The 17476-nt window shown below is 69.1% G+C and carries 16 protein-coding genes; 8 read left to right on the plus strand and 8 right to left on the minus strand.

Translation table 11 applies throughout. The features are described from left to right. Window positions 1–2: 2 nt before the first annotated feature. From ACGFI2_RS27455 to ACGFI2_RS27470, 4 genes are read left to right on the plus strand one after another with little or no spacing between them, the layout of a single operon-like run. Window positions 3–1790, plus strand: a complete 1788-nt coding sequence (locus ACGFI2_RS27455; protein ID WP_393522135.1) for a dipeptide ABC transporter ATP-binding protein — start codon at window positions 3–5, stop codon at window positions 1788–1790. Further along, complete coding sequence (locus ACGFI2_RS27460; RefSeq protein WP_393522137.1) at window positions 1787–3208, plus strand: amidase; 1422 nt, start codon at window positions 1787–1789, stop codon at window positions 3206–3208. The genes ACGFI2_RS27455 and ACGFI2_RS27460 overlap by 4 nt, the downstream gene beginning before the upstream one ends. Before the next feature lie 29 nt (window positions 3209–3237). After that, window positions 3238–4191 (plus strand): zinc-binding alcohol dehydrogenase family protein, encoded by a 954-nt coding sequence (locus tag ACGFI2_RS27465; RefSeq protein ID WP_393522139.1) that lies wholly within the window; start codon window positions 3238–3240, stop codon window positions 4189–4191. Continuing rightward, a complete protein-coding gene (locus ACGFI2_RS27470) occupies window positions 4191–5024 on the plus strand; it encodes an alpha/beta fold hydrolase (protein WP_393522141.1) in 834 nt (277 codons plus the stop codon). The genes ACGFI2_RS27465 and ACGFI2_RS27470 overlap by 1 nt, the downstream gene beginning before the upstream one ends. 45 nt (window positions 5025–5069) lie before the next feature. Here the strand turns inward: ACGFI2_RS27470 and ACGFI2_RS27475 are convergent, their stop codons facing one another. From ACGFI2_RS27475 to ACGFI2_RS27490, 4 genes are all read right to left on the minus strand, one after another. After that, on the minus strand, window positions 5070–5867 hold the full coding sequence (locus tag ACGFI2_RS27475) for an alpha/beta fold hydrolase (RefSeq protein ID WP_393522143.1): 798 nt from the start codon (window positions 5865–5867) through the stop codon (window positions 5070–5072). Between the two features lies 1 nt (window position 5868). Beyond that, on the minus strand, window positions 5869–7050 hold the full coding sequence (locus tag ACGFI2_RS27480) for an MFS transporter (protein ID WP_393522145.1): 1182 nt from the start codon (window positions 7048–7050) through the stop codon (window positions 5869–5871). Window positions 7051–7117: 67 nt separating this feature from the next. Further along, window positions 7118–8371, minus strand: a complete 1254-nt coding sequence (locus ACGFI2_RS27485) for an MFS transporter (protein WP_393522147.1) — start codon at window positions 8369–8371, stop codon at window positions 7118–7120. Further along, window positions 8364–9404, minus strand: a complete 1041-nt coding sequence (locus ACGFI2_RS27490) for an LLM class flavin-dependent oxidoreductase (protein ID WP_393522150.1) — start codon at window positions 9402–9404, stop codon at window positions 8364–8366. Before ACGFI2_RS27490 ends, ACGFI2_RS27485 begins: the two co-directional genes overlap by 8 nt. 587 nt (window positions 9405–9991) lie before the next feature. Between ACGFI2_RS27490 and ACGFI2_RS27495 the strand changes: the two genes are divergently transcribed. From ACGFI2_RS27495 to ACGFI2_RS27505, 3 genes are all read left to right on the plus strand, one after another. Next, entirely contained in the window at window positions 9992–10858 is an 867-nt protein-coding gene (locus tag ACGFI2_RS27495; RefSeq protein WP_393522153.1) for an ABC transporter ATP-binding protein, read from the plus strand. Further along, window positions 10855–11697: an ABC transporter permease gene (locus tag ACGFI2_RS27500; RefSeq protein ID WP_393522156.1), complete on the plus strand. Its 843-nt coding sequence runs from the start codon at window positions 10855–10857 to the stop codon at window positions 11695–11697. The genes ACGFI2_RS27495 and ACGFI2_RS27500 overlap by 4 nt, the downstream gene beginning before the upstream one ends. Before the next feature lie 149 nt (window positions 11698–11846). After that, window positions 11847–12761: an ABC transporter substrate-binding protein gene (locus tag ACGFI2_RS27505; protein ID WP_393522159.1), complete on the plus strand. Its 915-nt coding sequence runs from the start codon at window positions 11847–11849 to the stop codon at window positions 12759–12761. Between the two features lie 274 nt (window positions 12762–13035). On the opposite strand, the gene ACGFI2_RS27510 is transcribed toward ACGFI2_RS27505, so the two are convergent. Genes ACGFI2_RS27510 through ACGFI2_RS27525 form a run of 4 tightly spaced genes read right to left on the minus strand, consistent with a single transcriptional unit; the run spans window position 13036 to window position 15927 of the window. Next, a complete protein-coding gene (locus ACGFI2_RS27510; RefSeq protein ID WP_393522162.1) occupies window positions 13036–13821 on the minus strand; it encodes an alpha/beta fold hydrolase in 786 nt (261 codons plus the stop codon). Between the two features lie 14 nt (window positions 13822–13835). Further along, entirely contained in the window at window positions 13836–14585 is a 750-nt protein-coding gene (locus ACGFI2_RS27515) for an SDR family NAD(P)-dependent oxidoreductase (protein WP_393522165.1), read from the minus strand. After that, the gene (locus tag ACGFI2_RS27520) at window positions 14582–14929 is read right to left on the minus strand and encodes an indolepyruvate ferredoxin oxidoreductase subunit alpha (RefSeq protein WP_393522167.1); all 348 of its coding nucleotides are present in this window, start codon (window positions 14927–14929) and stop codon (window positions 14582–14584) included. The genes ACGFI2_RS27515 and ACGFI2_RS27520 overlap by 4 nt, the downstream gene beginning before the upstream one ends. A gap of 26 nt (window positions 14930–14955) precedes the next feature. Next, complete coding sequence (locus ACGFI2_RS27525; RefSeq protein ID WP_393522210.1) at window positions 14956–15927, minus strand: NAD(P)/FAD-dependent oxidoreductase; 972 nt, start codon at window positions 15925–15927, stop codon at window positions 14956–14958. Window positions 15928–16201: 274 nt separating this feature from the next. On the opposite strand from ACGFI2_RS27525, the gene ACGFI2_RS27530 reads away from it, so the two are divergent. Continuing rightward, entirely contained in the window at window positions 16202–17467 is a 1266-nt protein-coding gene (locus ACGFI2_RS27530; protein WP_393522170.1) for a Rieske 2Fe-2S domain-containing protein, read from the plus strand. Window positions 17468–17476 lie beyond the last annotated feature (9 nt).

Here is a 17476-nt window from a genome sequence, read left to right on the forward strand (position 1 = left end):
CCATGCGTGACACCGCCACCGCATCGCAGCCGCTCCTCGACATCAGTGGTCTCACTATCACCTACGGTGACGCACCGGCAGCGGTGCAGGATGTCTCGCTCAGGATGAAGCCGGGCGAGATCCTGGGGCTGATCGGTGAGAGCGGAAGCGGCAAGAGCTCCGTTGCCATGGCCTGTGCCGGTCTGCTTCCACGAGGTGCTCGTGTCGAGGCTGAGCGCTTGGCTGTCTGTGGCCAAGCCCTGCTCGGCCTCGACACGAAGGGCTGGCGCGGCATCCGTGGCCGCCTGGTCGGCACCATCTTCCAGGACGCAATGGGTGCCCTCGACCCGTCGATGCGCGTCGGCAACCAGCTCGCCGAAGTCATCAATCGCCACGGCGGACTACGGGGCCGGGACCGGCGTAAAGCTGTTGTGAAGCTGTTGGACCGCGTCGGCATCCCTGAGCCGGAACGCCGTGCCAGGCAGTACTCCTTCCAGCTGTCCGGCGGACTGCGTCAACGAGTCGCCATCGCGCTCGCACTCGCCGGTGATCCGCGAATTCTGTTGGCGGACGAACCCACGACGGCGCTGGACGTCACCGTCCAGGCCGGGATCCTCGAACTGTTCCGGGAGGTCCGCGACGAGTTCGGCGTCGGCGTTCTCCTCATCTCGCACGACATGGGCGTGATCGCCCAGACCGCTGACCGGGTAGGCGTCATGCTCGACGGTAAGATCGTCGAGCACGGTGCCGTGAGCGACGTCCTCCTACACCCCCGTGCTGACTACACGCGGCGGTTGCTCGCCGCGATGCCGCGGGTAGGAGAGACCGACGCGGCGCCCACAGCCCCCCGGGGACGGCCTGTCTACACCATTCAGGGCGTGCGGAAGACGTTCCGCTCCAAGGGCCAGCACATCGCCGCAGTGAGGGGCGTGTCGCTGGACGTGCGCGAAGGCGAAGTGCTCGCCATCGTCGGAGAATCCGGATCGGGAAAATCGACCCTGGCTCGGATGCTGGCGGGCCTGGAGGCGCCCACCGCCGGCACGATCACCTTTGACGGCCAGCCGGTAGAGCACCGGCGTCGCACCGCCCTGGCCGGGCGTCTTCAAATGGTTTTCCAGCACCCGCTGGGCTCACTCAATCCGAAGCTGCGGGTCGGTACGTCGGTCGGCGAGCCGCTGGGTAGGGAAGCGCGCACGAAACAGGGCCGCGACCAGGTGGCGGGCGCGCTCGACGAGGTCGGTCTTCCCGCAGGGGCACAGCGACGGTTCCCGCATGAGTTCTCCGGCGGACAGGCACAGCGGATCGCCGTCGCCCGCGCACTGGTGAAGCGGCCCGACGTGGTGATCCTCGACGAACCAACGTCCGCCCTGGACGTGTCGGTTCAAGCGCAGATCCTCGACCTGCTCACCGAGTTCAAGCGGGACCGCCAGCTCACCTACATCTTCATCTCTCACGACTTGGCGGTGGTGCAGAAGATCAGCGACCGGGTCGCCGTCATGTACGCCGGTGAGGTCGTCGAGATGGGCGACACCACTCAGGTCTTCGCCCAACCACGCCACTGGTACACGCAGGCGCTGCTCGCCGCAGTGCCGTCTCCGGACCCGCGGCAACGCCCCGAAGCGCGGCGCGGCAAGGTCAGACCTGGCGGATCCGCAGGGACACTCACGGCCGCCACAGGGTGCTCGTTCGCGACACGCTGCCCACGCCGAGAGGACGTGTGCGTCACGCAGCGACCAGTTCTGAACGCGCACGACGACCACCATGTCGCCTGCCATCACCCCGCCGAGCAGACGAAGGAGCCCGTCCGTTGAACCTCGTCGACCTGGACGCCACCGCGCAAGCCGAGCTGGTGCGCAAGGGTGAAGTCACTCCGCGCGAGCTCGTCGACGCCGCGATCGAGCGAATCGAAAAAGTGGACGGCGAGATCAACTGCATCACCCACCGCCGCTATGACGAGGCACGCGCCGAGGCGGAGCGCGTCGACAGGTCAGCGCCGTTCGCAGGCGTGCCGTGCCTGACGAAGTCCCTCAATGAGAGCGCCGGAGACCCGGCGAACCTGGGCAGCGTCTGGCCCGCCCGTCATGGGCGCCGCGCCGTCAAGGATTCGCTGATCGTCCAACGCCTGCGCAACGCCGGCTTCGTCATGGTCGGTCAGGCGTCGTCGCCGGAGTTCGGTGTGCTGTCGGTCAGCGAGACCAAGGTGCACGGCATCACTCGTAACCCGTGGCGCCCGGACCTCACCTCGGGAGGTTCGTCCGGTGGGGCGTCCGCCGCCGTCGCTGCGGGGATGGTGCCGGTCGCCCAGGGCGGTGACGGCGGTGGCTCGATCCGGATGCCCGCGGCCTTCTGCCATCTGGTCGGGCTCAAACCGACCGCGGGCCGGATCAGCGGTGGACCCGGCGCCCCGACCCGGTGGGGGCACAGCGTCCCGGCTGTGGTCACCCGGACCGTCCGCGACACCGCTCGGGTGCTCGACGCTGTAGCGATCTCCTCTCCGGCCGATGTGGGACTTCGCCGGCCATTGCCGGACGGTGGCCTCATCGGGCAGGTCGGCCGGGATCCCGGACGGCTGCGGATCGGTGTGATGGATCAGGCCCCCGGCCACGCGCCGCAGGTCGTCGGGCCGGTGCGCGCGGCGGTGCGGCAGACCGCGCAGCTGCTGGCGTCGATCGGCCATGACGTGGTCGACGACCACCCCGAGGCGATGGACGACTCGAAGTGCATGCCGATGTTCTTCGACGCCCTCAGCGTCACCGTGGTGCAAACGATCGAGATGCTCACCCGCGAGATCGGCCCTCCGGAGCCGGGTGACCTCGACCCCGTCACCGAGTATTGGGAACACCGCGGCCGCCGGATCACCGGTGTCGAGCTGGCCGACGCCTTCGCCTGGCAGGGGGCATTCCGGGCCCGGATGTCGACCTGGTGGGAGTCGGGTTTCGACCTGCTGCTGAGCCCGGTGTTCGCGACACCTCCCAAGCCGGTCTCGTGGCCGTGGCGGGAGCCCGACGGCATCCAAACCTCCATCGATGTGCTGTCCTTCACCGCTCCGTTCAACACGACGGGGCAGCCGGCGATCGCCTTGCCCGCCACGCTCACCGATGACCGGGAGCCGATCGGTATCCAGCTGGTGGCGGCACTCGGCCGCGAGGATCTGCTCGTCGCGGTGGCTGCGCAGTTGGAGGAAGCGCGACCGTGGGCTGCCGATCGCCCGGCGGTCTTCGCAGGATGAGCACCTCACCTGTCATGCGAGTGGCCCGGGTGCACGAGTTCGGCAGCCCGCCGCGCCTCGAGATGGTGCCGGTCCCGGTCGTCGCGGGCGATTCAGTATTGGTGGAGGTGCGTGCCGCTACCGTCACACACCTGGACCGGACCATCGCCTCCGGGACCTTCGGGCGTCGGCCGGGGTTGCCCTATATCGGGGGAAGCCAGGCTGTCGGTGTGGTGGTCGACGGCGCTGGCGCTGGCCGTTGGGTACGGCTTCGGGGCGCCGGGCTGGGGATTACCCGCGATGGGTGCTGGGCCCAATGGGTGGCCGCGCCGGCCGCCTCGTTGTCCAGCGCCCCGTCGGGGCTCGACCCCGCACTCGCGGTGGCACTGCCGAGCGTCGCCACTGTGGCATACGTAGCAGTGCACGACGTCGCCCAGGTGACCGCCGACGACACCGTGATCGTCACCGGCGCAGCCGGGGCAGTAGGCGCGGTCGCCGCACAGCTCGCCCGACGCGCCGGCGTACGCCGGGTGTATGGAGTCGTGTCGGCCGAGCACCGCGTGGCCGAGCTGCCACCAGGTGTCGAGCCGGTGGTCGGGCAGGGCGAGGCCTTGGTCGAGGCACTCGCCGCGACAGGGCCGGCCACCGTTGCGATCGACACGGTCGGCGGTCCGGTCCTCGAGGCGCTCCTGCGGGCGGGCGTCACACCCGGCGGCCGAATCGCAGCGCTCGGCCACACGGCGGGTACCGCAATCACCCTCGACCTGCCGAACTGGCTTCTTGCCGACGTCGCCCTGCTCCCGGTCAACATGCTGCGCCGCGGTGACCGGCCGATCGACGCGCTCGCCGCGGTCGACCGGCTCGCGGCGGAGGGCGCGCTCACCGTGCCGGTGGAGCGGGTCGGTTGGTCCGGCTTTGAGGACGCGATGACGCGGTTGCAGCGGGGTGAGATACGGGGGCGCCTGGTGCTGTGTCCGCACGACGAACAGGTGGTGCAAGACTGATGCGTAAGAACTACGCCGACACACGACACGGCCAGATCCACTACGTGGAGGCCGCGCGGTCGGGGCGGCGAGACGGCGAAGTGGGCTCTGACACCGCGGTGTTGTTGCTGCACCAGACGCCACGCTCGTGGGACGAGTACCGCGAGGTCATCCCGTTGCTGGCGCGTGACCATCGGGTGATCGCGCCGGACACCCTCGGCTTCGGCAGCTCGGACAGCCCGGCTGAGCCGTGGAACATCGAGCTGTTCGCCGACGGCGTGGAGGACCTCGCTGACGCCCTCGGACTCACCCGCGTCGCGGTCGTGGGCCACCACACCGGTGGAGTGATCGCGCTCGAGCTGGCCGCGCGCCGCCCCGACCTCGTCACGGCGCTGGTGCTGTCCGGGGTGCCGTACGTCGACGCCCGCAGGCGTGACGAGGTGAGCCGCCGGCCGTCGATCGACGGCGTGCCGATCTCCGACGACGGCAGCCACTACCAGGCGCTGTGGAACAAGCGGGTGCCCTTCTATCCAGCCGACCGTCCGGACCTGTTGCACCGCCTCGTCGCGGATGCCGTACGGGTGCAAGACCGGGTAGAGGAGGGCCACCTGGCGGTGAACGCCTACCGCATGGACGAGCGGATCGATCTCGTCCGCGCGCCGGCGCTCGTGGTCTGTGGCGAGCTCGACGCGTTCTCGCTCCCGGACGTACCGAAACTGGTGGCGCATCTGCCGCAGGCACATACGGCCACCCTGCAGGGCGTCGGCGTGCCTTCAGTCGACCACGACCCGGCGCAGTTCGCCGCGGTCGTCACAGAGTTCCTCGGCAGCGTGAGCGCCGACCCGTTCGGCTGAGTGCCGATGCCCGGACCGGCGGCCGCCGGTCCGGGCATCGGCCGCTCAAGCAGACAGGAAGGCGCGCAGGTGTGCGGCGACCTGGTCGGCGCACTGCTCCATGGCCGGGATCATCGCTCCTTCGAGGGGCGCGGTCGTTACCCGGGCCGCCCCGCTGAGGCCGGCCACCACCAGCGGTACGGCGGGCGCAGCGAACGGATCGTCGCTCGGTGCGAAGACCAGGACCGGACAGCGGACCAGGCCGATGCGCTCGTCCATGACGTAGCGGGCGCAGGCACGGTGGCCCTCCGCCGGGTCAACGCCGGGCGCGAGGGCGTCGCGGATGAACCGGTCAAGCAGATCGGGTCGCCCCTGCGGGTAGTAGGGCAGCCGTTGCCGCCAAAGGTCGACGAGGTGACTGCCGTCCGCGGCGGTCTGGGCATCGTCCACACCGACGCCGTGATCGCGAGCCCGTCGCTCCGGGCCGATCCACGGCATCCCGGAAAGCGCGAGGGCCTCGACCCGCTCGGGGTAGGCCGCCGCCACCTCCTGGGCCACAACTGCCCCGGTGTGGTGACCCAGGAGCACGACGGTCTCAACACCGATCGCGTCCAGCAGGGCTGGAACGCCCTCGGCGATGGCCTCGATGGTCTGGGGGGCGGCCAGAGGCGCGCTCAGGCCGAAGCCACGCATGTCCATGGCGATCGTGCGGAAGTCCGTGGACAGCTCATGCTGGACCTCCACGAACTCGTCCAGTGACCGCGGTGCCTGGTGGAGCATCAGGATCGTGCGGCGGCCGGCGCCGGCGTCGGCGTAGTGGAACTGGCCGAGGGCAGTGTCGGCGTATGCGCGTCGTAGGGGCATGTCAGATCCTTTCGGCTGTTGTCATCTGGGAAGCGGTGGGCCGGCGGCGACCCGCCCGTCCGGCCAGTGCGCAAGCAGCGGCGACGGCCATGAGCACCGCCATCACCGTCCACGCAGTGGGGAATCCAATACGGGCCGCCACCAGCGCGAAAAGTGCCGGACCCGCAGTTCCGCCGAGGAAGACGCCAGCCTGGGTGGAGCCGGTCGTGCTTGCGACCCGGCCCGGTGCCGTGGCCGCGACGAGCTGGTTGTACAGGCTGTTCCAACCCCAGCCGAAAGCCAGGCCGAGCACCGCGCCGAGCACGAAGGCGGCCGGTGTGCCGGGCACGAGCAGCAGCAAGCCAGCGGTGCCGGCCCCGATGAGCACGGCCATCAGCGTGAACCTGCGCTGCTCGGAAGCTTGGCTGACCGCGACCGGCGCAAGGACCCGGACGACGATGCTGCCGATGCTGCCGGCCATCTGCGCGCCGGCGACTGTGAACGGGCTCAGCCCTTGGGCGAGCCCGGCGGTGGCGATGAACGTCGGCAGCGCGGTAGCGGCCGCCGAGGCAAGGGCACCGGTGAGGACGAGTGTGGCGAGTTGTCCTGCCGGCACCGGGCGGGATGGCCTTGCCATCGGTGTGCGCCCTGGTGTGCGGGCGGGTGGAACCGGCGCCAAGCTTGCCGGTCGGCGCGGCACGACTGCCTGCACGGCGATCGTGCACACCGCGGCTACCAGTGTGGTCGCCCTCCAGTCCACACCATGGCTGGCGACGGCGAGGGCCGCGCCGGCGGCCAGCGCGGCCGCAGGGATGGCTGCCTGGACGACGCCGAACGCGAGCGCGCGCCGTCGCGGTGTCTGCAACTGAGCGAGCAGCTGGTTCGACGCCGGTTGCGACAGCGCATTCGCCAGCCCCACCAGAAGAAGTGCCCCCACCAGCTGCCAGACGGCGTGAGCGACACTGATGCCGAGGAGCCCGGCCGTGCACAGCGCCGAGATGATCCGGGCGACGCGGTGGGCACCGAGCTGCTGCACCAGCCGTCCGCCCAGCGGGGAAAGCACGCCGGCCACCGTGAAGGTACACGCCATCGTGATTCCGACCTCGGCCGCTGCGAACGGCATCTCGGTGCCGATGTGCGGAGCCAACGCGCCGACGAGGAAGGCGGGAAGCGATGCCGACACCATCACGGCGGCGGCGGCCACGACTCGGCCGCGATCACCGAGGGAACTCAACGGCCTCGGCCCGCGCGGATGAGGTGGCGACATGGCGTCACCACCGGTTGCCCTCGGGTACGGTGACCGGTCCGGCGGGCACGACGGTGTGCGCAGTGGTGACCGACCGGGCTCTGCGGGCGGCCAGCAGCGTCGCCGAGAGGGCCCCGCACATGAACAACGCCATGGCCAGCCACGCCGCCCCGAAGCGGTCGGATCCGGCGATCGCGGCGAAGACCAGGGGACCGGCCATGCCCCCGATGAAGACTCCACCCTGGGTGAGTCCGGTGGCGGTCGCGATCCGGCCGGGGTGGGCGTCGGTCACGATCAGGTTGAACAACCCGTTGAATCCCCACCCGAAGGTGAACGCCGCGATGGTGCCGGCGACGAAGCCAGCGCTCGAGCCACTGGCCAGGGCGACAAAGCCGAGCGTTCCGGTGCCCTGCAGCAGAGCCACTGCCACCAGCTGACGCCGTGCGGACGCTCGGCTCGTGAGTGCCGGCGCGACGACCCGCATGACCGCCGAGCCCACACTCCCCAGCATCTGCGCGGCAGCGATCACCCACGGCGCCAGCCCGAAGTGATGTCCGGTCGTCGCGGCGAACGAAGGCAGGGAAGTGACCGCACACGAGGCCAGGAACCCGGTGGCCACGAGCAGCCCGAGAAGGCCCCGCGCGGGGCCTCGCGCTGCGCTGGTCGAGCGACGTCGAGGCGCGGGCTGAACCGCGGACACCGCGCCGGTGTTGGGCGCAAGATTCGGGATGGGCAGCTGTGCCGCGACCGTGAGCACTGCTACACCGAGCACGGTCCAGCGCCATCCAATTCCGTAGCTGGCGACTGCGAGCAGCACACCCGCGATCAGCGTCGCGACCGGAATCGACGACTGCACGGCTCCGAACGACACTGCACGGACCTGGGAACTCCGCAGGCGGGACAACACCTCATTGCACGACGGCTGGACGACCGCGTTGGGAACGCCCAGGAGCGTGAGGAGCACGATCATCTGCACGGGGTTCGATGCTGCCGAGATGGCGGCGAGGCCGAGCGTGCTCAAGCCACACGCCCACCTCAGTGCGGCGGTCGGGCCCATCCGGTGCACCACGCGCCCACCGGCCGGCGACAGCACGCCCGAGACGAGGTAGAAGCCCGCCATGGCAATGCCCACGTCCCCCGTGTCGAGCGGAATGCTCAGGGCAATCCGTGGCGCGAGGGCCCCGACCAGGAACGGTGGTATCGCCGCCGAGACGATGGCGCCTGCCAGGCCGGCGACCGATCGCAGCGCACCGGTGTCGTGGGGGACGTCCTCATTCATGCGCCGCATCGCCGAGAAGTGGCAGCACTTCCCGGCCCACCGAGTGGACCAGCCGTTCCGGGAGGTCCCAGGAGCCGACGTGCTGCATGAAGACCGACGTGATGCCTAGGTCTGCGATGACGTGCAGGCGCTCGACAATGTCCGCGGCGGAGCCGAACAGGCAGAAGCCGCGGGCGAATGCTGCCGCGTCGGCGTCGCTGATCCACCGCGAGGACACCTCGACGGCCAGGTCCCAGTCCTCGGCGTGGATCAGGTCGGGGGTGACCTCGGGTACGTGCGCGGGCACGTCGACCTTGATCCCGAGAAGCTCCAGCGCGCCTCGGCCGCCCTTCTGGGCGATGGTCGCGACCACCGGCTTGAGGATCCGGGCATCGCGTTCGATGTCGTCGGTGACCATCGTGTGTGCCGCAACCGTGATCTGCAGGTCGTCAGGGTCTCGTCCGGCCTCGATCGCCCCTTGGCGGATGAGCCCGACCGCGTGGCGGAGCGGGTCGGCGGCGACTCCGGAGAGCAGGATCGCGCCATCACCGATGGCGCCGGCGAGGCGCAGATTGCGAGGCCCGGTGGCAGCGATGTGGACGGGGATGCCGTCAGGCCGCGGGTCACGGATGCGTGCCCGTCCCTCGCCGTAGGTGAGCTGCTCTCCGCGGACGAGCCTGCGGATCTGGTCGACGCCGTCGCGCAGCTGCGCCCCGGTGCTGGGTGCCACGCCGATGGGCTCGACCGAGCTGTGGCCGACGCCGAGGCCGAGGACGAATCGGCCGGGTGCGGCCTCGTCGATGCTCCGTGCCAGTCCGGCGATCACGGTGGGGTGGCGGGTGATCACATTGGAGACGGCGGTGACGAGCCGGATCCGGGAGGTGCGCACTGCCGACGCGTAGAGCGTCAGGTACGCGTCCCGCCACAGCGTCTGCGAGTCGGGGACGTACAGGGCATCGAAGCCGGCCTGCTCGACCTCGCAGGCAAAGTCACCGATCTCCCTCACCGGCTGGCAGGGAGGCACGCGGACGCCGACCTGCATCTTCCTTCCCATGTGCCTCACGTTCCTTCCGACCGACGGTTCAGTTCGGCGTGACCGTAGGCTCGTACGGCGGCTGGAAGGGCTCGTGCTGGACCGCTGAATGAAACGACCGGTGGGCTAGAGGCGCGCCGATGAAGGGCCGGTTGCCGGGCTTTCTCGGCGCAGGTCCGCGACCGGAACAGCGGGCGGGAGCGGCGCTTCGAGCTCGTCACCGACAAGGACGCGTCGCAGTCGGGACCACTGAAGTACGAGCACCCCCGCCTGCTGGAGATCGATACCCGGTCCAACCGTTTGCCCAGGCCCGCGAGATCTGGCGACACATCGTCAACCAGCAGCCGGCGAAGCTTCAGCTTCCACCGGACGACCGAGATCGCCACAATCCGGCCTGCGCCACCTTTCAAGATCGGGCTGGCGCGGCCTTCGCGGCACGAATTGGTGCACAATTAGCGAAGCGGGAAAATCTCTCGCGTTCCACTAGACGAACCGTCGGCATTGTGGCAGGCCACCGGTTCGTGTCTGCTCACGGCTCGAGCATGACCAGCATCACACGGAGCCGTGAACACCCAGTTTCGCGAAACCTGCCGGACCTTGGAGCAGCCATGACCGCGATCGCTAACCAGGAGCCCGTCGTGACCGTGCACCCAAACATCGCAGATGCCGCTCCTGGGTCCAACACCGGTGGGGCCGCCGCGCTGTCGTTGGACGCCGTCAACGTCGCGTTCGGTGACTTCGTCGCCGTTCAGGACGTGAACCTCGACATCCGCGAGGGTGAGTTCGTATGCCTACTCGGGCCCTCGGGATGCGGCAAATCGACGTTACTCTCGGTGATGGCCGGCTTCAACTCGGCCGCCTCCGGCGAGATCACCCGGGTGGGTAAACCGGTCACAGGCGCGGGCAAGGAGCTCGGCTTCGTCTTCCAGAGCTCCGACGCGCTCTTCGACTGGCTCACGGTGGCCGACAACGTGGGCTTCGGGCCGAGGATGGCCGGCATTGGAAAACGGGAGCGGGCGGCGCTCGTCGAGGAGCATCTGCGGCTCGTCGGTCTCGAGCACGCCGCGGACAAACGGCCCCCACAGCTGTCCGGTGGGATGCGACAACGCGTCCAGATCGCGCGTGTCCTGGCCAACTCGCCCCAGATCGTGCTGATGGACGAACCGTTCGGTGCGCTCGACGCCCAGACGCGCACGGTCATGCAGCACGAGCTGGACCGGATCTGGCGTGAGCGGCGCTGCACGATCGTCTTCGTCACCCACGACATCGACGAGGCGCTGATTCTCGCCGATCGCATCGCGATCATGACTGCGGGTCCGGCGGCGCGGATCAAGTCCAGCTATGAGGTCGGGCTGCCGCGCCCTCGTGACGAGGACAGCCCTCAGTTCGTGGAGCTGCGACACCAGATCCGCGCCGACATCACCGAAGAGGTTGCCAAGTCCCTCGGTGGCCAGCTGAAGGGAGGACAGCGATGAGCCTGGCAGCCCCCGAGACGGGCATCGCGGCGCCCGAACGCGCCCCGAAGAGGCGCTCGGGACGCAGCCCGTCCACGGCCGGTGGTGCAGGGCTGCGCCGTGGGGGTTCCTTCCTCATCTCGATCGTGCTCGGCCTCGTGGTCTGGCAGTTCTTCGCCTGGTACATGGGCCCCTCGCTGGTGAGCTCGCCTGCGACAACGTGGAGGGCTGCGGTCGAGCTCGCACGCGATGGAACCCTGCTGGAGTCGTGCCTGGTGTCGCTGCAGCGCATCATGATCGGCTGGGGAGCCGGCATCCTCCTTGGGGCCCCGCTGGGCATCTTGATGGCCCGGGTGAGCCTCATCCGCAACCTGCTTGATCCCTACATCGAGTTCTTCCGGTTCATCCCGCCGATCGCCTTCGTCACCCTGGCTATCGCCTGGTTCGGGATCGGCGAGACCTCGAAGGTCATTTTGATCTTCTACACCTCGGTATTCATCATCACGATCAACACGATCGCAGGTGTGCTGTCCATCAACGAGTCAAAGCTGCTCGCCGCCACCAGCCTTGGGGCCAGTCGGCGGCAGGTCTTCACCGCGGTGGTCCTGCCGGCCACCGTTCCGCATCTCGTCACGGGCGCACGTCTGGCCCTCGGCAACAGCTTCCTGACCATCGTCTCGGCTGAGATCGTCGCAGCGCAGACCGGCCTGGGATCCCTGATCTGGAACTCCCGGAACTTCGGCCGGATCGACTGGATCTTCGTAGGGATCATCGCGTTGGGAATCCTCGGCTACTTGTGCGACCGCGCGATCCGGGTGCTCGGACGCACGGTCCTTGCCCGATACGACGTCAAGGTCTGAATTTCACCGGGCCACCTGCCCGGGTTTGACCTCCCCAACAGATGCCCCGGTCTCCCGGATAGCTGTCACGACCCTCGAGCCATACAGGAGGAACATCCATGAAGCGACCCACAAGGATCCTTGTGGCGGCTCTGTTTACGGCATCGTCGATGCTGCTGGCGGCCTGTGGCAACGACTCGAACGGTGGTGGCGGCGACGGCGACGTGGTCCGTCTCGCCACCGGTGTCGACGCCTCATACACCGCGGTCTACGTCGCGGCCGAGAAGGGGTACTTCAAAGACCGCGGCGTCAACGTGGAGTACTCGACCTTCGAGGGCGGGCCCGCCATGGCTCAGGCCGTGATCGCCGGCCAGGCGGACATGGCAACGCAGTCCGACGCGACGACCACGACGATGATGGGCACCGATCCGGCGCTGCGGGCGCTGCTCGACTTCCAGCACTCCGAGACGTACATCAAGGTGGTCTGGGGCCCGAAGGTGAAGGACCCGTCCGACATCAAGAAGCTCGCGATCCTGCCGGGCCTGATGAAGCTCGCCACCGTGCGCTATCTCGAGAGCAAGGGCATCGACGCCGACAAGGTGACGTTGTCCACCGCTACGCCGCCCGACATCCCGGTGATGCTCAAGCGCGGCGACGTCGACGCCACGGTCATCTACGAGCCTTGGGCAACGCGCTCCGCCCAGGAATCCGGCGGCAAGATCGTAGGGTCGATCGGCGACTTCGGCGTCAGCTACTCACAGTGGTTGATCACTGACGAGAAGTGGCTGAAGGGCCACGAGGACGAGGCTGCCAAGGTCGCCGCCGCGTTCGATGACGCGAACAAGTTCATTCGGGAGCACCCGGAGGAGGCGCAGAAGATCGTGCAGAAGGCGGTGAAGATCCCCACCGACCAGACGGCACAGATCATGAAGGACCTCGTGTTCGAAACGCGTGATCTCGACGAGTCCACGGTCAAGCGGGCCACCGACACCGCCCAGTTCTTCGTCGACGATGGCGCCATGAAGTCGATGCCGGACCTGAAGCAGCAGATCATCACCGACTGGTGGTCTCAGCAGCGCCCCTGACGGCGTGCTGGACCCACCGACGGCAGGGGCTGTGATGTCGCACCACATCACAGCCCCTGCCGTCTCTGACGTGCGACAGCTCAGCACATCACCGAGCACCTTCGCACGATCATGTCCGGCAGTATCAACGACCTCGAGGCTGCGGCACCCACGTATCGGTAGCGCCAGGTCGCGCCTGGGCGACCGGGTCATCAAGCCAGCCGAAAGATGAAGTGGAGTACCAATCAGCTGAACTCAGCGGGCGGGCTCCGTGAGCCCGCGCATATCGACGAGGTCAGGCCGCCAGGTGGCGGCGCACCAGCGTGGCGAACGTGGCCGGCTGCTCGATCATCGGCGAGTGCCCGCATCCGGACATCTCGACTGCGCTGGCGTCGGGGAGCCCGGCGATCAGGGTGGCAACGTGCTCTGGGGTCCGGGCGCTGTCGTGCTCACCGCGGATCACGAGGGTGGGCGCGGTGATCCGCTGGAGTTCGGGGCGCAGATCCAGACCGCGCGCGGCCGTCAGCACGGCGCTGACGAAGCCGGGGTCCGCATCGAGGACCGCGCGGACATAGGCGTTGCGCTGCGGCTCGTCCGGCGGCGTGGCGACCAGCGCATCGACCAGCCGCGCCGCCAGAACCCGGCGGTCCTGCGTGCCGGCGATCCAGGCAGAGACCAGCTCTCCGAAGGCGGTCGGCGGTCCGCCCAGACTGGCGCCGGTGCCCACCAGCACCAGCCGACGTACCCGCTCGGGGCTCCGGGCTGCGAGCAGCTGCGCGACGATGCCGCCGACGCTGTTGCCGACGACGTCAACGGAGTCGAGATCGAGGTGGTCGACGAGTGCGATCGCCGCGCGAGCGAGCCCCTCCGGTGAGGCCCAGTCGGTCCAGGCCCCGTGGCTGAGCGAGTACCAGTCGACGGCATAGCAGCGCGCCCCCAGATCGTCGGCGACCGGGTCCCAGAACGCGCGACAGCCGAACCACGGGTGCAGCAGCAGGATCGGCACGGCACGGTCGATCGCGGCCGGTGTGGTCACCGAGTAGCGGAGAGTGGTGTCGGCGAGCGGCAGGGTTGAGATCATCGGTTCTCCGTGGGTCATCGCGCGGTATAGCCGCCGTCAACCTGGACGATGCTCCCGGTCGTCCAGCCGGCATCGGCGTCGAGCAGGCCGACGACGGAGTGCGCCACGTCGGCGGGCGTGCCCCAGCGGCCCACGGGGATGGCGTCGTCGAACTGCGAGCAGGTGTCCGGGCCCGTCGTGTTCATCGGGGTGCGCACCGGTCCGGGTGCGACGCAGTTGACGGTCACGCCGGTGTGGGCGAGCTCCAGGGCGATCGAGCGCGTCAGGGCTGCGACGGCACCCTTGGTCGCGGCGTACCCGGCACGGGCAGGTGCACCCGTGCTGCCCAGCACCGAGCCGATCGTGACGATCCGGCCGTGTCGCTGCTCCGTCATCCGCGGCGCGCAGGCGCGTATGGCGAGCCACGTGCCGTGCACGTTCGTCTGCCAGGCATCGGTGAACTCCTCAGGCGACAACCCGAGCAGCGAGCCGCGCGCCAGCCGGCCGGCGGCCGTGACGAGCCCGTCCAGTCGACCCCACCGGTCCAGCGCCGCCTCGACGGCGACGGCGAGGTCGCCCGGATTGGTCGTGTCGCCCGGGAGGTCGACGACATCTGCACCCGGCACCGAGGCGCGCAGGCGCTGGGCCGCTGCGGCGGCTCGCCCGGCGTCGCGCCCGAACATGACCACCGGCCGGTCCTGCCGGGTCAGCGCCTCGGCGACGCCCATGCCGATGCCGCTGGTGCCGCCGGTGATCAGGACCGGTCCTCCGCCGGCCGCGGTCACGATGACACGGGCTGGCCGGAGACCAGGGGTGTGTCGACGCCGATGTCGCCGAGGCGGGAGGCGCCACCGGGGTTGCCGAGCGGAGTATCCCGACTCGGCAGCGGCTTCTCGAAGAAGTCCCTCGAGTCGGCCAGGTAGACCGCCAGGCCCGGATCCTTCTTGGCCTTCCGGTCCACGACGATCGCCGAAACCGGGCACTCGACCTCACAGGCGCCGCAGTCGATGCACTCGTTCGGGTTGATGTAGCTCTTGCGGTCGCCGACGTAGATGCAGTCGACCGGGCAGACCTCGATGCAGGATCGGTCGAGGACATCGATGCAGTCGGCTCCGATGACGTAGGTCATGGTGGTTCCTCCGCGAGGGTTCGCTGTCAGGGCTCGTCGGTCGAGTGACCGGGAAAGAGAGTGAGGTCGGGGTCGAGGTCAACGGCGACGTGGTTGACGGCGAGTGCGACCTCGCCGAATCCGACCGACATCAACTTGACCTTGCCGTCGAAGTCGGCGATGTCGCCGGCCGCGTAGACGCGGGGCAGGTTGGTGCGCATCGCCCGGTCGACCTCGATCGAGCGGCCGCGTAGCGCCAGGCCCCAGTCGCGCAGCGGACCGATGTCGGAGATGAAGCCCAGCGCGGCGATCACGTGGTCGGCGGCGAGCACCCGCTCCGTGCCGGAGGTGTGCCGCACGGTGACCTTCTCGAGGCGGCCGCTGGCCAGGTCACCGTCGAGTGCGGTGACCTGGCACTGCGTGAGGACCGTCGTGATCGGCGAGGCCTCGACCCGGGCGAGGGTGGCCGCGTGCCCGCGGAAAGCGGTTCGTCGATGCACCAGCGTGACCGAGTTCGCGATCGGGGCCAGGGCGTCGGCCCAGTCCAGCGCGGAGTCGCCGCCGCCGACGACGACCACGTCCTGCTCCCGGTGCGCTTGGGGGTCGACGACGAAGTAGGAGAGGCCAGTGCTGAGCCACTCTGTGCCGACCTCGAGCGGCCGCGCGCGGGGCGTCCCGATCCCCGCGGTGATCACCACGGCGCCGGCGCGGATCACCGTGTCGTCGTCGAGGGTGACGACCGGCTGCCCGTCCTCGTGGGTGAGCGCCACGGCCTGGCGGCCCAGGAGGTACGTCGGCTCGAAGGCGTCGGCCTGCTCCTTGAGCGCCGCCACGAAGTCGCGCCCTCGGATGCTCGGCAGCCCGGCGACGTCGCGGATCTGCTTCTCGGGGTAGAGGGCCATCACCTGGCCGCCGACCTGGGGTAGGACATCGACCACGACGGTCGACAGGCCGCGGAAGCCGGCGTAGTAGGCGCCGTACAGTCCCGTCGGCCCGGCCCCGAGGACAAGGACGTCCATCGTCAATGTCTGTGCGCTGGTCACGCCGGCCTCCTGCGTTCGAGTGCGGGAGACCCGGACTGTAGGAACAGTTCGCGGCTCGGTCTTGTGGCGTGGATCGCTGACCGGAATGGCCCTTGTCAGGCTCGCGGGGGCGAGACCTGTCCCGCGCTTGAGCTCGATAAGCGCCGCGACCTGCAGGCGTTCCGGTGGATGAACCGCTCCTGTTGTGAGCCGCCACACGCCGGTGGTCTGCTCCGGGCACACCCCAACCTGAGCAACCCGGGAGCATGCCATGACCCAGCCTGCGAAGCCGGAGGCGGAGACCAGCGCCACCGAGCCCGCAGCGGCCGAGGAGCCGCGGAAGAAGCCCGTCCGCAAGCACCGCGCAGGCAAGCTGCCCGGCCGGCAGGACTGGTCGAGCTGGCCGCACTACCAGGCCGCCAGGGCAGGGTTCCGTGGCTACTGGTATCCGGTCTGCTTCTCCTCACAGGTCGGGGACAAGCCTCGCCAGGTGACGCTGTTGGGCGAGAAGCTCTTCCTGATCCGCGACAAGGGCACCGTCTACGGGATGAAGGACCGTTGCCCGCACCGCGGCGTCCCGCTGAGCTGCGGGGAGAAGGCATTCCCGGGCACGGTCTCCTGCGTCTATCACGGCTGGACGTTCGACCTGAAGACCGGCGACCTCGTCGCCGCGCTCACTGACGGCCCGCAATCGCCGATCTGCGGCAAGGTCCGCCAGCCGACCTACGACGTCGAGGAGCGCCTCGGCATGGTGTGGGTCTACGTCGGCGACGGCGAGGTGCCGCCCTCGATCGACGAGCAGCTTCCCGAGGAGCTGGTGAGCAATGCCGGCATCGTCGGCCACCGGATCCAGCCGCGTGAGGGCAACTGGCGGTTTGCGTGCGAGAACGGCTTCGACGAGGGCCACGCCAAGTACCTGCACCGCAGCTCACTGTGGCGGATGTTCAAGCCGATGCCGGCCTGGAACACGACCAAGATCGTGCAGCGTGGCCGCTGGCTCTACCGCGTTCAGGAGGAGCAGTTCTGGGAGGGCGACTATCCCGGAATCGGCAAGTGGCCGAACCTCGCCTGGTACCAGCCTCGTCCATCTCAGGACACGGGCAAGCAGAACGTCGGCAACACCACCTCGCACCGCGAGGTCAACCCGGTCATCGCCGCCCAGGACTTCCCCGGCTTCGCATCGGTGACCATGCCCGGCATCCTGCGCATCGTCTACCCGAACTTCATCCACTACGAGTGGTACGTGCCGGTGGACGAGAACAACCACCTGTACGTCGGAGCGCTTGTCGAGTTCCGCAAGGGACTCCGGACGTTGCCCTTCTACGCAAAGTACCTCGGCGCCGTGCGTTGGTTGTTCCACGGCCAGTTCTCCGCACAGGACAAGTGGATGGTCGAGGTTACCGACGCGCCGCCGGAGAAGCTCTACCGCCCGGACGAGTCGCTGCTGAAGTGGCGCAAGCTCGCCGAGGACGTCACCGAGGAGCGGATCGAACGGCTCGCGGAGTCCGGACTCACCCCGACGGGCCAGGACGACTGAGACGAGAGG

Origin of the sequence: Micromonospora sp. NPDC049282 (assembly GCF_043197045.1) — a bacterium.
GTDB lineage: Bacteria > Actinomycetota > Actinomycetes > Mycobacteriales > Micromonosporaceae > Micromonospora.